This window comes from Acidimicrobiales bacterium (genome assembly GCA_040219085.1).
Lineage (GTDB): Bacteria > Actinomycetota > Acidimicrobiia > Acidimicrobiales > JAVJTC01 > JAVJTC01.
In genome coordinates this window covers 36874-51464 of sequence record JAVJTC010000003.1, presented here as the reverse complement: position 1 = coordinate 51464, position 14591 = coordinate 36874, and the positions used below count along the sequence as shown (strand labels likewise).

Below are 14591 nucleotides of genomic sequence, written 5' to 3'. Positions count from 1 at the left end.
GCTCGTCGAGCCGGGGAATCCCACCACCCCGGGGACGGCGTCGAGCGGAGCGGCGCCGCCCCCGGGCGTCACTGTCACACCCCAAGAGGATGATCACGACATGGCCCACGCCTTCCGCATCGAACCGACCGAACCCCTCGCACCGGCCACCCCCCGGCAACGCCTGGTGCCCGTCACAGCGACGGCGTCGTGTCGTCCACGCCCTGACCGGGCGCAGCGTCGTGGCGGGTCCCTGGACCCCGTCACGGCGATGGACACCGTCATCGCGGGTATCAGGGTGCGTCGGGGCGCTCCCTATGCGCGGCGTCGGTTCGCCGCCGTTCTGGTCGTGGTCGTCGTGTGTCTCGGCGCATGGACCCTCGCGTCCGCGGTCGGGTCGGCTCTCGGCGCACCGTCCGTCGCCGGCGCGGTCGAGGCTGATGCCGCTTCACTCACGGCGGAGGCGCCGACGTCGGTCGTGGTCCGGCCCGGTGACACCGTCTGGGCCCTGGCGGCGCGCATCACCGACGGTGACGGTGACCTGCGCCCCGTGGTGGACGGCCTCGTCGAGTACCTCGGCACGTCCACGCTCACCGCGGGCGAGCGCATCGAGCTCCCCGCCTCTCTGGGGTCGTGAGCGCCCCAGTCGGGCTGGATCGTCGCCCGGTCGGCGGCAGCGCGCACCAGCCGGGTGAGCAGGACGCCCTCGTCCATCGCAACGTGTGCGAAGGAGAATCCGCGGGTTGTGGCGGTGGTGCCGTTGACGATGCGCATCGCGTCGCCCCCCACCACCAGCGGGTCGATCGTCAGACACCACTCGTCGATCACATCCGCGCCCACCAGGGCAGCGTTGAATCCGGGGCCGCCTTCGGCCATGACGAGGTTCATCCCACGCTCCGCCAGCATCTCGAGAAGTGCCACCGGGTCCACGCGTCCGCTGCCGAGGCTCACCACCTCGGCCACGTCGGCGAGAGCGTCGCGGCGTTGCGGGGGGGAGTCGTTCGTCGTGACGATGAGCGGACGGTGCCCGTCGGCGAACAGACGTGCCTCCGGCGACAACGACAGGCTCGCGCTCACCACGACGATGCGCGGGATCGGGTCGAGGCCACGGTCGGTGCGCCACGCCCGCGTCGCCTCGTCGGTGCGGGGAGGGCCGTAGTCCTCGTCACGCGCGGTGCCGGCGGCCACGAGTACGGCATCGGGAAGTCGTCGCAGTGCCGTGAAGACCCGGCTGTCGGGGTCGCCGCCCAGGCTGCCCGACAGCCCGTCCACCGTGGCGGCGCCGTCGATGCTCTGGACCATGACCGCCATCACCCACGGCCGGCCGTCGTGGGGTGGCCGTCGGGGGGCGGCGTACAGGTCACCCACGTCGACGTCGCGGCGGTGCTCGGGCCAGAGGAGGTCCACGACCGGCGAGGTTATCTGCCGGTACCGAAGGGCCTGTGGAGAGGTGGCGCGATTTCCACACCCATTTCCACACCCAACGGGGTGATCTCCCCTTTTGGTCCACAGGGTGGAGTCCTTATCCTGCGTGTCGGCGACGGGCCGGGCAGCGAGAGCCGGAATGGTGGCAGGCGTCTACCGTTCATGGTGGGTCAGACGGCTCCTTGGGGGTTGGCGAGCGCCCTCCTCTCCGGAGGAGCGCCCGCTCCCGTACCTGGCATCGAGATGTCCGGACCCGTCGCCTCGACCGCCACCGCCGTCGTCGAACCACCGACCACCGTCGGACCACCGCCCGGAGACACACCATGACGCTCGCCCACGACGACACCTCCACCCGATTCGAGCGTTACTTCACCGCGTCGGGTGTGCACCCCTTCGACACGGTCCAGTGGCACCGCGTCGAGGCGCGCATCGAGAACCCCGGCACGGGAGCGGTCGTGTTCTCCCAGCCCGACGTCGAGTTCCCCACCTCCTGGTCGGCCACGGCGGTCAACATCGTCTCGCAGAAGTACTTCCGTGGTGGGCTTGGAACGCCCGAACGGGAGACGTCGCTGCGGCAGGTCATCGGCCGGGTCGTGGACACCATCACCGAATGGGGACGGGCGGGTGACTATTTCGCCGACGACGCGGACGCCGAGACCTTCGCGGCGGAGCTCACCTACCTGCTCCTGCACCAGCGGGCGGCCTTCAACTCGCCGGTCTGGTTCAACATCGGCGTCGAGGGGGTGCCGGCCCAGTCCTCGGCGTGTTTCATCCTCTCCGTCGACGACACGATGGACTCGATCCTCAACTGGTACGTCGAAGAGGGAAAGATCTTCAAGGGCGGTTCGGGAGCGGGCTGCAACCTGTCGCGGATCCGCTCGTCACGGGAGACCCTCGGTGGGGGAGGCCACCCGAGCGGGCCGGTCAGCTTCATGCGGGGTGCTGACGCCTCGGCCGGGACGATCAAGTCCGGCGGCAAGACGCGCCGCGCCGCGAAGATGGTCATCCTCGATGTCGATCATCCCGACGTCGAGGACTTCATCTGGTGCAAGGCCCGTGAGGAACGCAAGGCCCGCGCGCTGCGCGACGCCGGGTTCGACGTGGACCTCGACGGCGCGGACTCCCACTCCATCCAGTACCAGAACGCCAACAATTCGGTCCGCGTGACGGACGAGTTCATGAAGGCCGTCGTCGACGGGGACCACTTCGATCTCCTGGCCCGCACCACGGGCGAAGTCACAGAGAGCGTGCCGGCGGCCGACCTCTTCCGCCAGATCGCGCAGGCGTCGTGGGAATGCGCCGATCCGGGGGTCCAGTTCGACACGACGATCAACCGGTGGCACACCACTCCCACGGCGGGGCGGATCAGCGCCTCCAATCCCTGCTCGGAGTACATGCACCTGGACAACTCGGCATGCAACCTCGCCAGTCTCAACCTGTTGAGCTTTCTCGACGACGACAACCATTTCGACGTCGAGGCCTTCCGTGCGGCGGTGGGAGTCGTGATCGCCGCGCAGGAGATCCTGGTCTCGCGCTCGCACTACCCCACAGAGGCCATCGCAGCCAACGCCCGGGCCTTCCGGCAGTTGGGCATCGGCTACGCCAACCTCGGTGCGCTCCTGATGAGCCTGGGGATGCCCTACGACTCCGACGAGGGCCGTGCCCTGGCGGCAGCCATCACCGCGACGATGACCGGCCAGGCCTATCTGACATCGGCCAGGCTGGCGGCACGGCTCGGCCCCTTCGACGGCTACGCCGCGGACAGCGACGCAACGCTGCGGGTCCTGCGGATGCACCGCGGGGTGCTGGAGGGCATCGACGCCGGCCACGTCCCCGCGGACCTGCTCGAGGCGGCCCGGGAGGTCTGGGACCAAGCCTGTGAGGCCGCCAGCGAGTGCGGCGTGCGCAACGCCCAGGTGAGCGTGCTCGCTCCCACCGGGACCATCAGCTTCATGATGGACTGTGACACCACCGGCATCGAGCCCGACCTCGCGCTGATCAAGTCCAAGAAACTCGTCGGTGGCGGGACCATCTCGATCGTCAACCACTCCGTGCGGCGCGCACTCGAGACGCTCGGCTACGGGCCCGCCGAGGTGGCGGCCATCGTCGCGCACGTCGACGCCCACGGGACCGTGCTCGGCGCTCCACACCTGTCGGCGGACGACGTCGCGGTGTTCGCATGCTCGATGGGTGACAACGTGATCGGCGCCTACGGGCACATCGCGATGATGGGCGCCGTGCAGCCGTTCCTGTCCGGGGCCATCTCCAAGACCGTGAACCTGCCCGAGTCGGCAAGCGTGGACGATGTCGAAGGCCTCCTGCTCGAGTCCTGGCGCCTCGGCCTCAAGGCCGTCGCGGTCTACCGGGACAACTGCAAGGTCGGCCAGCCCCTGTCCGCGTCGGGTGGATCGTCGACCGCGGCTCCCGCCGACGTCGCGGCAGCCGTGACGTCGGTCGCGGCGGCGCCGGTGCGCCGACGCCTGCCGCGTGCGCGTGCATCACGGACGTTCGAGTTCCGTGTGGCGGACTGCAAGGGCTACGTGACCGTCGGGGAATACGACGACGGGCGGCCGGGTGAGATATTCGTGAGGGTCTCCAAGCAGGGATCCACCCTGGCCGGGATCATGGACGCGTTCGCCATAGCGGTCTCCCACGGCCTGCAGTACGGGGTCTCACTCGACGCCTACGTGCGGGCCTTCGTCGGGATGAGGTTCGAGCCCGCCGGAATGACCGACGACCCCGACATCCGTATCGCCGCGAGCATCGTGGACTACCTGTTCCGTCGCCTGGCGCTGGAGTACCTGTCGGTCGAGGAGCGGGCGGAGCTCCACATCTTCTCGACCGACGAGCGGCTGCAGCCCACTCTGCCGGGCGTCGAGGAATCGACGACGCAGACCTCCCAGGGCCTCGACTTGGCGCCCGATCCGCCCTCGGACCGCGGCTCGGTCCGGGACCCGGGCCATGTCGCTCCCGCGTCCGCATCCACCACGGCGCCCTCGGGGGCCGTGGATGCCAACTCGCCGCTGTGCATGTCCTGTGGCGGAAGGATGGTGCGAGCCGGGGCCTGTTACGTGTGTTCGGGCTGTGGCTCCACGAGCGGGTGCAGCTGAAGTAGCGACCCGCTCAGGGCCGTGAGCCGGCGGCACTGGGGCGACCCGCAACGTACTCATCGACGTCGAGCAGCGGCCGGCGCTCGCTGACGTCGATCTCGACGGGCGTCCGCCCTGGTCGGATCAGCACCCGTGACCAGCCCGGCTCGTCGACGACGCCCGCCCGCGCCAGAACCGTGTGGAGGATCTCGGCGGCCTGGACCGACAGTTCGTGCAGCGGCCGGTTGCGGTGGGCGCGCTCGCCGAGGTCGACCTGCACGATCGCTCCGGTTCCCCAGCGCCGATCGGTGTCGATCAGCAACGCGATGTCCACCCCGTATCCCTCGACGAACGGCAGGCGTTCAGCGGCGGTGCGCCGCAGCGCATACTCACCGCCGAGCGGCTGCTGCACCGTCGCCAGACGGGGGAACATCAGCGACAACGTTGGTCGGGCGACGAGTTCGGTCGTGCGGCCGCCCTCGCCCGGCTGTCCACCGAGGAGTCGCTCGTAGAAGCCCTTCACCAACTGGACGGATTCGTCGAGCACGAGAGGGCCCACGAGGCGGGTGATGTAGTGCGGGCCGAACGAGTGCAGGTCCGCGTCACAGAACACGATCAGGTCCGCGTCGGTTGCCGCCACGCTCTTCCACAGGACGTTTCCCTTGCCGCGCCCCGGGCCTTCACCTGCGAGGACGTCGGAGACCGACACGACGCGCGCCCCCGCATCGGCGGCCACGGCCGCGGTCGAGTCCGACGACTGGTCGTCGATGACGACGAGCTCGTCGACGATCGTGGCGGCCGGGGACATGAGCGAACTACGGATCTCCTCGCAGATCGCCCCGATGGTCGACGCCTCGTCGCGGGCGGGGAGGCACACCGCCACCGTCATGGCGCCCTTGGCCGCGGCGACGATCTCGGTGGTCACGGCGTCGACGGGGACGACGCGGATGCCGTCGTCGGGGACTCCTGGCAGTTCGTTGTCCGCAGACGTCATCGGATCCCCAACAGGCGCAGGAACGACGGGGGTGGGGAATGGTCGCCGTCACGCAACAGTGCAGCGCGTTCGACGTTGACGGCGTCGTAGTGGCGATCGGGCCACGAGTCCCACGGGCCGGACGCGATCGCGCCCGGATCACCGTCGGCCTCGACGCAGGCACGCAGATACCCCTGCAGTGTCCGAACCTCGGGCTCGCCGCCGACCGGGCCGTGACCGGGCACGATGGTGGTTCCCCATTCGAGGATCTGGTCCAGCGAAGCGAGCCAGGCGGCCGGGTCCGCATCGTGCATCAACGGCGTCGAGGCGAACGTCGCAACGGCTCCGGCGAACACCACCCGGGCGTCGGGCACCTGCACGATGAGGTTCTGGGCCGACTGGGCGTGCAGCGGTGCCGCGACGGCGCTCGGTGTGATCCACGCGGCTTCCGTGACGAGATGGGTGACTGGACGCGTCTCGATCCCGGTGAGCTCGGCGGCATGCGCGGGGTACAGCGCCTGGCAACCCTCGACGTTGGGTGGCTGATCCAGGTGGGCGCTGATCTGTTCGCTCCCGTAGATGGCAGGCAGCGGAAACGCCGAAGTCCCGCCGACGTGGGCGATGTGGCTGCTCGTCAGCACGACCCGTCGGATCGGCCGCTCGAGGGCCGCGCACGCCGTGGCGAACTCGACCGCCTGCGCGGGCGACAGGAGCGTGTCGACGATGGTCAACCCGTCCTCGTCGACGACCACGCCGGCGTTGGGGGCACCTGCTCCGCCCTCCGCAATCCACGCGTACACGCCGGTGGCGAGCTGGGTCAGAGATGACACCCACCCAGCATGACCGATTCGCGGGGCATTACCACAGTCCGTCCGGCCGACGAAATCTGTCCGGTGCGACACCGTTTGTCCCGCAGGGCCCTCTAACATCTGGCCCCATGGTGCGAATGCGTAAGCGTGTGATGGCCCTGTTCGCAGTGATCCTGCTGTTGGCTGCCGCCTGCAGCGGCGGAAGCGAGCCCGAACTCGTCGCCGACCCGTCGCCGACGGAATCGCCGACCGAGGTCGTGGCCGACTCGACGCCGACGCCGACGGCCACCGAGGAACCGACCGAAGACGCCACCGAGGAACCCACCGAAGAACCCGAGGAGACCCTCAACAACGTCATCTTCGCCACGGGTTCGGTCCGGCAGGTGACCGCCTACGACGAGGTCGGCGGCGATCCCGTCCCGACGGATCTCGCCATGACCAACCCCACGTACTTCGGCAACCAGCTCGCCTTCCGGGTGGTCGACGGCGAGGAGGGCGACGAGTGGGTGCAGGTGCTCCTACCCACCCGTCCCAACAACACGCTCGGCTGGGTGAACACCGAGGGCTTCAGCTGGGAGACCAACAATTTCCGTGTCGAGGTCAACGTGACCGAGACCAGCGTCGTCGTCTACGAGGGCGACGACATCGTCACCGAGTCGCTCGCCGTGGTGGGCCGTCCCGAGCGGCCCACGCCGGTCGTCACCACCTACATCGACGAGAAGATCTCCAACGCCAACGGGGCGTTCGGTTCCGCCTACGGCACCTGGATCGTGAGTCTCGCGGCATTCTCCGACACCCTCGAGTGGTTCGACGGTGGTGTGCCGAAGATCGCCCTGCACGGGACCAACGCCCCCGACCTCGTCGGTCAGCGACTCTCGTCGGGATGCGTGCGTCTCCCCAACGAGATCATCGACCTCATCGCGGAGAACGTGCCCGTCGGTACCCGCGTCGACATCGTCGCCTGATCCGTCCCGGCGGGGTGACCCGGCGGCGTGTCATCGGATGACATCCTCGGTGGTGTGAACCGCCGCGAGAGCGTCGTCTGGGCGCGACGAACCGGGAAGAACATCTTCGAGGTCGGCCGAGAGGTCGCCCGCGAATGGAAAGACGATCGCGCGACGGGCGTCGCGGCCGAGATCGCGTTCTGGGTCGTCCTGTCGATCTTCCCGGCACTTCTGGTGGTCGGTTCGGTCCTCGGTTCCCTCGAGACGTTCCTCGGCGACGACCTCGCCATGCGTGCTGAGGACCGCATCGTCACGGAGTTGCGTGACGTCCTCGGCAGCGACTCCAACGGCATCATCAACGCCACCGAGGACATCTTCTCGGGCACGAGCACCGGGGTTCTGACCATCGGACTCCTGCTGGCGGTCTTCACGGCGTCGCGGGGTTTCGCGGCCATCGTGCGGGCGCTCGACATCGCCTACGACATCGAGGCGTACCGGTCGTGGACCCACGAACGCGTCACGGGCTTCGTGCTCGCGTTCGGGACACTCATCATCGGCGCCGCTGTCCTGACGATGCTCGTGGTGGGTCCGCTGTTCGGCGCAGGGTCCGACCTCGCGGACGACCTCGGCCTGGGTAGTTGGTTCGCGCTGGCGTGGGACTGGGCACGCGCGCCGCTCGCGTTCGTCGTTCTCATCGGCTGGGCGGCGACGATCTACCACATCGGACCTCTGCACCACACCCCCTGGCGGTGGGACCTGCCGGGAGCTGCCCTCGCGGCACTGTTCTGGCTGGCGTCGTCGGTCGGCTTCGGGTTCTACGTCCAGGTCAGTTCGAGCGGCGGCAACGCCATCTACGGCGTAGTCGGTGGCGTCCTCCTGTTGTTGTTGTGGGTCTACGTCCTGTCGCTCGGACTGATCCTGGGTGCGGAACTGAACCAGGTTCTCGCGGATCGTCACGACGTCCGGATCGCGGGATCGCGGTCCGTCCCGGCGTCGGAGCGGATCGCCATGATCCGAGCGTGGTGGCGGCGCAGGGCGTCGCGCCGAACTAGCGTTTCCTGAAGAGACGCGGCGACAGGGCGACACGGGTGGACAACGAGGTGGAGGCCTACCTGGGCCGGGTCGAGCGGACGTTCGCCTTCATCGACCTCTCCGGGTTCACCCGGTTCACCTCTATCGAGGGTGACGAACGGGCGGTGATGCTGCTGGCGTTGTTCCGGCGGTGCGTGCGGGAGTCGGCGGCCCGCCGCAGTGTCCGGATCGCCAAGTGGCTCGGCGACGGAGCGATGCTCGTGGGATCCGAGGCAGACCGGGTGGCGCTGACCGCCCTCGAGGTGGCGGAGTTCGTGAACCGGTCGAGTCCCCTTCCCCTGCGCGGAGGTATCGCCACGGGTCCTGTCATCTTGTTCGAGGGCGACGACTACATCGGCGATGCCGTGAATCTCGCCGCCCGCCTGGCCGACGTGGCGGGCCCGGGCGAGGTGGTGAGCGATCAGCGCACCTCGGACGTGGCGTGTGGGGTCGTGACGTGTGATCCGCTCGGACTGGTCCCCGTCGAGGGCCTGGCGACGCCTGTGCGGGTGTATCGGCTCCACCTGGGGTCCGGCGTGGCGGGAGTGTCCGGCGACGCACCCTGACGCCACGGTTCGCGTCGACCGCGGCGGTAGGATCGTTCCTGGCGCCAATGGCGCCGGTAAGCATCCGCCAGACCGATCGAAGGACCGTGACTGATTCCTTCCGCGATCTCGGCGTCGACACCACGATCGCGGATGCCCTCGAAGCAAAGGGCATCGCGACACCGTTTCCGATCCAGCGCATGACGATCCCCGACTCGCTGGCCGGTCGGGACGTATGTGGCCGGGCGAAGACCGGCTCGGGTAAGACGCTCGCATTCGGGATACCCCTCGTTCAACGCGCCACCCCTGCCGAGGCGCGCCGCCCGACCGGCATCGTCCTGGTGCCCACCCGTGAGCTCGCCCTGCAGGTGTACGGCGAGCTGAAGCCCCTGGCTGCCACGCGTGACCTCACCGTCGTCGCCATCTACGGCGGCGCCAGCATGGAGGACCAGATCACGGCCCTGGCCAAGTCGGCGTCCATCGTCGTCGCCACCCCGGGTCGCCTGATCGACCTCGTGGAACGCAAGGAGGTCTCGCTCGCAGCGGTCGACAAGGTCGTCGTGGACGAGGCCGACCGCATGGCCGACATGGGCTTCCTGCCCCAGGTCGAGTGGCTGTTGCGCCAGATCGACGGCCGCCACCAGACCCTGTTGTTCTCGGCCACGCTCGACGGCGTCGTGAGCGGCCTGATCCGCCGCTATCAGACCGACCCTGCGATGCACGAGCTCGACGCCTCGGCGCCGACGGTGGAGCAGCTGCACCACCGTTTCATCACCGTCCACGAGATGGACAAGGTGAAGGTGGCCGCGGAGATCGCCCGTGCCTCCAAGCGCACGATCATCTTCGTCCGCACGAAGTTCCGCTGCGACAAGGTCGCCGAGCGGATCAGCGCACTCGGTGTCGACGCGCAGGCCATCCACGGCGATCTTCGCCAGACGGCCCGCGAGAAGGTGCTGAACAAGTTCACGAAGGGCGATCTCCCCGTGCTGGTGGCCACTGACGTCGCCGCCCGCGGGATCCACGTGGACGACGTCGAGACGGTCATCCACTACGACCCACCTGACGACCACAAGTCGTACCTGCACCGTTCGGGCCGCACGGCCCGCGCCGGCGACACCGGCGTCGCGGTGACGCTGGTCCTGTGGAACGAGGAGCTCGACGTGAAGCGGCTCCAGTCCCGTCTCGGCCTGGATCTGCCGCTCGTCGAGATGTTCTCCAACGACGAGCGACTGAAGGATCTGGTCGCGTGGGACGGTCGGGACTCGGTCACCTGAGCGATCCGCTCCGCGGACTACTCGCGGAGCTTCCAGCTCACGACGCCGCGGGCGCTGCGCCCGCACTGCTGAACGGCCTTTGTGTCGCCCTGGCGGAGCTGTCCCTGGGCGTCCCTGAAGTGGGGGCGCCATTCGCAGCGGAGGTCGATGACGAAATCTTCGACCTGGTCGCGCCCCATGTCGTCGACGTGATCCCCTCGCAGGTGCCGTGGCTGGTCGTCGCCGCCCACGAAGCGTCATTACCGGGGGAGGTGCGTCACGGCCGCGGCGTCCATGCGACGCCGCCCGAGGTGGGAATCGGTCTGTGTCGGGTGCTCTTCGCCCACGTCGACCGCGCCGACCCGCCGCGTGTCGTAGACCACTCCGTCGGTGCCGGAGCCTTCCTTCTCGCCGCTGCGACCGTCCTCGCCGAGGCCGGCGTGGAACCCGACCGGATCGTCGGCGACCTGTTGTTCGGCTGCGACGTGGACGACACGTCGCTGTCGCTGGCCCGCTGGGTGCTCGCTGCATGGGCTCTGAGTGCCGGAGGCTGTGTGCCCGCAACGGCGTCGTCGAATCTGCGGATCGGCGACGGTCTGTCTCCGGGGACCTTCGCTGCGGAGGCCCCCTTCGACGCTGTCGTCGGAAACCCGCCGTTCCTCTCGCAGCTCTCCTCGACGACGGCGCGCAGCGAGCAGGAACGCCGTGCGTTGTCTGGTCGCTTCGCCGGGGCCGTGGGCGGCTACGCGGACACGGCGGCGGCCTTCGTCGCGCATGCCGTGGAGCAGGTGGACGTCGGCGGGGGGATCGCGATGATCGTCCCCGAGTCCTTCTTCGCCACCCGGGACGCAGAGCCGGTGAGGCGGCGCCTGCGGAGCGTCACCGCGGTGAGTGCCGTCTGGGCGGGAGGCAGGGAGTCGTTCGCGGCGGCGGTCGGCACATGTGCGGTCATTGCCGTACGCGACGGGGCGGAGCGCCCGGTGCAGCGACTGGCGGGGCCTGATGTGCGACCGGCCGGGGAGATCGCCCCCGAACTTCTCGACGAGCCGACGTGGAGCGGCGTACTCGCCGGGATGCGGGGGGTGCCTTCGGTACGCCTGACGGCATCGGAGGCAACCGTCGGTGATGTCGCCGAGGTCGTGGCGGGGTTCCGTGACCAGTACTACGGGCTGATCGAGTCCGTCCGGGAAGCTTCCGAGGTCGGTGGTGACGGCGCGGGGGTCGTCACGGACCGGTCGATGGCGTCGCTGGTCACGGTGGGCATGATCGACCCGTTCAGGCTGCGGTGGGGACTCGAGGAGTTCCGATTCGCACGGCGTCGCTGGCGACAGCCGGTGGTGGACCTCGACGATCTGGCCGATCGCGACCCGCGGCTGTCGGCCTGGTACTCGGCGACCCTGGCACCGAAGGTGTGCGTCGCCAGCCAGACGAAGGTCATCGAGGTGGCCGTCGACGCCGAGGGCACGTGGGCCGCCACGACGCCCGTCGTGTCCGCGGTGGCGACAGACGTCGACGTCTGGCACCTGGCGGCCGCGCTGGGCGCCCCGGCTGTCACGGCCTGGTCCTTCGCCCGTGCGGCGGGTTCGGGGCTGTCCGGTGACGCAGTGCGTGTCTCCGCGTCGCTCGTCCGTTCCGTACCGCTGCCCGGTGACGCTGACGCGTGGGCCGACGGGGCCGCGGTGCTCGCCGCCATCGAAGCCGGCGCCGGGCCGACGCCCGGGGACCTCGCTGCGTTCGCGGCGGCTATGGCCGCGGCTTACCGCTGCGACGGGGACGTTGCACACTGGTGGACGCAGCGCCTGCCGGTGCGCTGACCGGGTCGGGGAGTCCGCCGTGTCCCCGCGGGCCGCCCCCGGCTACAGTTCACCCGACATCTGGAGAGTCCCGGTGGGTCGCCCTGCGGCCGAACCGGGTCCGGCAACCTGGGGCGGACACCCAAGGTGCCTCCCGTGCGAGCGGGGATGTGGCCCCGACTCCGGTCGGTGGCAACGAAGTGTCCGGGCGCCGAGAAGCGACCGGTGCCCGCTCGACGAGAGGTGTCGTCCGCCCCCGAGGGGCAATCGTGACGCACGACCGATCCGACACAGCACGTAGCGCCGGTGCAGGCCGCCCCGCGCCCCGTCTCGCCTCGGACCTGCCGGCGACCGGCGCCTGGTTGCCCGGTCATCCGGTGGGGAACCGTCGATTCGTACAGGTCGGCGTGGACAGGGCCTTCGGACTCGAGGGCGGAGGGGTGTTGCGGGAAGCCCCGGTCGCCTACGAGACGTGGGGGACCCTCTCGGCAACTGCGGACAACGCCGTACTCGTCTGTCACGCCCTGACCGGAGACTCCCACGTGACCGGCGATCTCGGTCACGGGCACCCGACGCCGGGATGGTGGCGGGATCTCGTCGGCCCGGGGCGGGTGCTCGACACGGATCGCTTCTTCGTCGTCTGTGTGAACGTCCTGGGCGGTTGTCAGGGAACGGTCGGCCCCGCGACCCCCGACCCTGAGACCGGACGGCCCTATGCGTCCAGGTTCCCGCCGGTCACGATCCGCGACATGGTGCGGACCCAGGCACGCGTGGCCGATGATCTGGGAGTCCAGCGCTGGAAGCTCGCCATCGGCGGGTCGATGGGCGGGATGCAGGTGCTGGAGTGGGCGGTGATGTTCCCCGACAGGGTGGCCGCGATCGCCCCGTTGGCCTCGACCCTCGCGGCGAGCCCCTGGCAGATCGGCTGGAGTGCGGTCGGCCGGTCGGCCATCGCGCTCGACCCCGGATGGCGCGGCGGCGAGTACTACGACGCCGCACCGGGGGAGGGGCCGGCGCGTGGCCTCGCCATCGCCCGTGCCGTCGCCCAGATCACCTATCGCAGCGACGAGGTCTTCAGCGACCGTTTCGGCCGCGATGTGGTGGATCCGTCCCATCTGTACGGGCTGTGGGACAGCTTCCAGGTCGAGAGCTACCTGGACTACCACGGCGAGAAGCTGGTGCGCCGATTCGACGCCAACTCGTACCTCGTCCTCAACCGGGCGATGGACCTCCACGACCTCGGCCGGGGTCGTGGCGGCCTGGCGCGGGCGGTCGCCCGCATCAGCGCCGACGTCCTGACCGTCGCGATCTCCTCGGACACGCTGTACCCGCCGCACCAGCAGTCCGACATCCACGACGCGGTGTCGGCCGCCGGTGGTTCCAGCACCTTCGCGGTGATCGACAGCCCCCATGGCCATGACGGCTTCCTCCTCGAGACCGATGCCGTCGGTGCCGCGGTGAGGGATCAGCTCGAGAGAGTGGAGAACCGATGAGCCACGACGAAGACGCTCCGGCGCCCGACCCCGACACAGCGGGTGAACCGCGGCCGCTGCACCCGGAGACGACTGCGATCCGCGCGGGCCGCGCCGAGGGCGACACGTCACTCGCCCCGTCGCTGTACCCGACGACGACGTTCGTGACGCCATCGGTTGCCGAGGGCCGCCGGATGGCCACGTCGGTGGCCGAACCCCGCTTCTACAGCCGCTACGGCAACCCGACGGTGAAGGCGTTCGAGGACGCCATTGCGGAGTTGGAGGGGGCCGAGGCGGCCCGTGCGTTCTCGTCGGGGATGGGCGCCATCAGCTCGGTCGTCTTCGGGTTGTGCTCGACCGGCGACCACATCGTCACCCAACGACAGCTGTACTCGGGCACGCAGATGCTGTTCCAGGCGGCCTGCCCACGTTTCGGGATCGACGTGACCTTCGTGGACGCCACCGAGCCGGGGGCGTTCGCCGCCGCGGTGCGGCCTGGGAAGACGATGCTGATCTTCGCCGAGACGCCGGCGAACCCTCGTCTCGACATCGTCGACCTCGACGAACTCGGCGAGATCCGCGGCCCGGTCAAGGTGGTGGACTCGACCTTCGCGCCGCCGATCGTCCAACGGCCGCTCGATCACGGCATCGAGCTCTCGCTGCACTCGGCGACAAAGGCCATCGGCGGGCACAACGACGCCACTCTCGGGGTCGTGTCGGGTTCGTCGGAGCTGTTGTCGTGGTTGTGGGGCTACGCGGTGCTCCACGGGGCGAACGCTGGCCCCTTCGATGCGATGAACGGCCTGCGGGGGCTGCGCACCCTCTCCGTGCGTCTCGAACGACAGGCCGCGAGCGCGCAGCGTCTGGTCGAGTTCCTCGTCGGCCACGATGCGGTCGGCGCCGTGTGCTACCCGGGGCTCCCTTCGCATCCGGGTTACGAGATCGCCCAGCGACAGATGCGCCTCCCCGGTGGTCTCATCACATTCGACCTCCTCGGCGGGCTCGAGGCGGGGTGCCGCTTCGTCGAGGGCACACGTATCGCCCAGTTGGCGACGTCGCTCGGCGGCCCCGAGACACTCGTCACCCACCCGGCTTCGACCACCCACGTGGGACTGACGCCCGAGGAGATGGCGGCTTCACAGATCGGCGAGGGGACCATCCGGGTCTCGGTCGGCCTCGAACACGTCGAGGACCTGATCGAGGACTTCGCGTCCGCTCTCGCCATCGGGGCCTGACTG

The 14591-nt window shown here is 69.6% G+C and carries 11 protein-coding genes; 8 read left to right on the top strand and 3 right to left on the bottom strand.

Annotated features, from left to right (window positions below):
• Positions 1 to 294: 294 nt before the first annotated feature.
• Positions 295 to 1386: a pyrimidine reductase family protein gene (locus tag RIE08_01075; protein ID MEQ8716176.1), complete on the bottom strand. Its 1092-nt coding sequence runs from the start codon at positions 1384 to 1386 to the stop codon at positions 295 to 297.
• Here RIE08_01075 and RIE08_01070 point away from each other — a divergent pair.
• On the top strand, positions 1314 to 4514 hold the full coding sequence (locus RIE08_01070) for a vitamin B12-dependent ribonucleotide reductase (GenBank protein ID MEQ8716175.1): 3201 nt from the start codon (positions 1314 to 1316) through the stop codon (positions 4512 to 4514). The two genes, RIE08_01075 and RIE08_01070, sit on opposite strands and share 73 nt — an antisense overlap.
• A gap of 13 nt (positions 4515 to 4527) precedes the next feature.
• Here RIE08_01070 and RIE08_01065 read toward each other — a convergent pair whose 3' ends face one another.
• Together RIE08_01065 and RIE08_01060 are read right to left on the bottom strand one after the other, a co-directional pair.
• Positions 4528 to 5487 carry a glucosyl-3-phosphoglycerate synthase gene (locus RIE08_01065; protein ID MEQ8716174.1) on the bottom strand — a complete coding sequence of 320 codons (960 nt, stop codon included), beginning with the start codon at positions 5485 to 5487 and terminating at the stop codon, positions 4528 to 4530.
• Positions 5484 to 6296, bottom strand: a complete 813-nt coding sequence (locus RIE08_01060; GenBank protein ID MEQ8716173.1) for an MBL fold metallo-hydrolase — start codon at positions 6294 to 6296, stop codon at positions 5484 to 5486. Before RIE08_01060 ends, RIE08_01065 begins: the two co-directional genes overlap by 4 nt.
• Positions 6297 to 6403: 107 nt before the next feature.
• On the opposite strand from RIE08_01060, the gene RIE08_01055 reads away from it, so the two are divergent.
• From RIE08_01055 to RIE08_01025, 7 genes are all read left to right on the top strand, one after another.
• Entirely contained in the window at positions 6404 to 7240 is an 837-nt protein-coding gene (locus RIE08_01055; GenBank protein MEQ8716172.1) for a L,D-transpeptidase, read from the top strand.
• A 27-nt stretch (positions 7241 to 7267) separates the two neighbouring features.
• Positions 7268 to 8281, top strand: coding sequence for a YihY/virulence factor BrkB family protein (locus RIE08_01050; GenBank protein ID MEQ8716171.1), 1014 nt, complete (start codon positions 7268 to 7270; stop codon positions 8279 to 8281).
• Positions 8282 to 8307: 26 nt separating this feature from the next.
• On the top strand, positions 8308 to 8856 hold the full coding sequence (locus tag RIE08_01045) for an adenylate/guanylate cyclase domain-containing protein (protein MEQ8716170.1): 549 nt from the start codon (positions 8308 to 8310) through the stop codon (positions 8854 to 8856).
• Positions 8857 to 8942: 86 nt separating this feature from the next.
• Entirely contained in the window at positions 8943 to 10109 is a 1167-nt protein-coding gene (locus tag RIE08_01040) for a DEAD/DEAH box helicase (protein MEQ8716169.1), read from the top strand.
• Complete coding sequence (locus RIE08_01035; protein MEQ8716168.1) at positions 10082 to 11902, top strand: N-6 DNA methylase; 1821 nt, start codon at positions 10082 to 10084, stop codon at positions 11900 to 11902. Before RIE08_01040 ends, RIE08_01035 begins: the two co-directional genes overlap by 28 nt.
• A 248-nt stretch (positions 11903 to 12150) precedes the next feature.
• Positions 12151 to 13374 carry a homoserine O-acetyltransferase gene (locus RIE08_01030; GenBank protein ID MEQ8716167.1) on the top strand — a complete coding sequence of 408 codons (1224 nt, stop codon included), beginning with the start codon at positions 12151 to 12153 and terminating at the stop codon, positions 13372 to 13374.
• Positions 13371 to 14588, top strand: a complete 1218-nt coding sequence (locus tag RIE08_01025; protein MEQ8716166.1) for an aminotransferase class I/II-fold pyridoxal phosphate-dependent enzyme — start codon at positions 13371 to 13373, stop codon at positions 14586 to 14588. The genes RIE08_01030 and RIE08_01025 overlap by 4 nt, the downstream gene beginning before the upstream one ends.
• Positions 14589 to 14591: the final 3 nt, after the last annotated feature.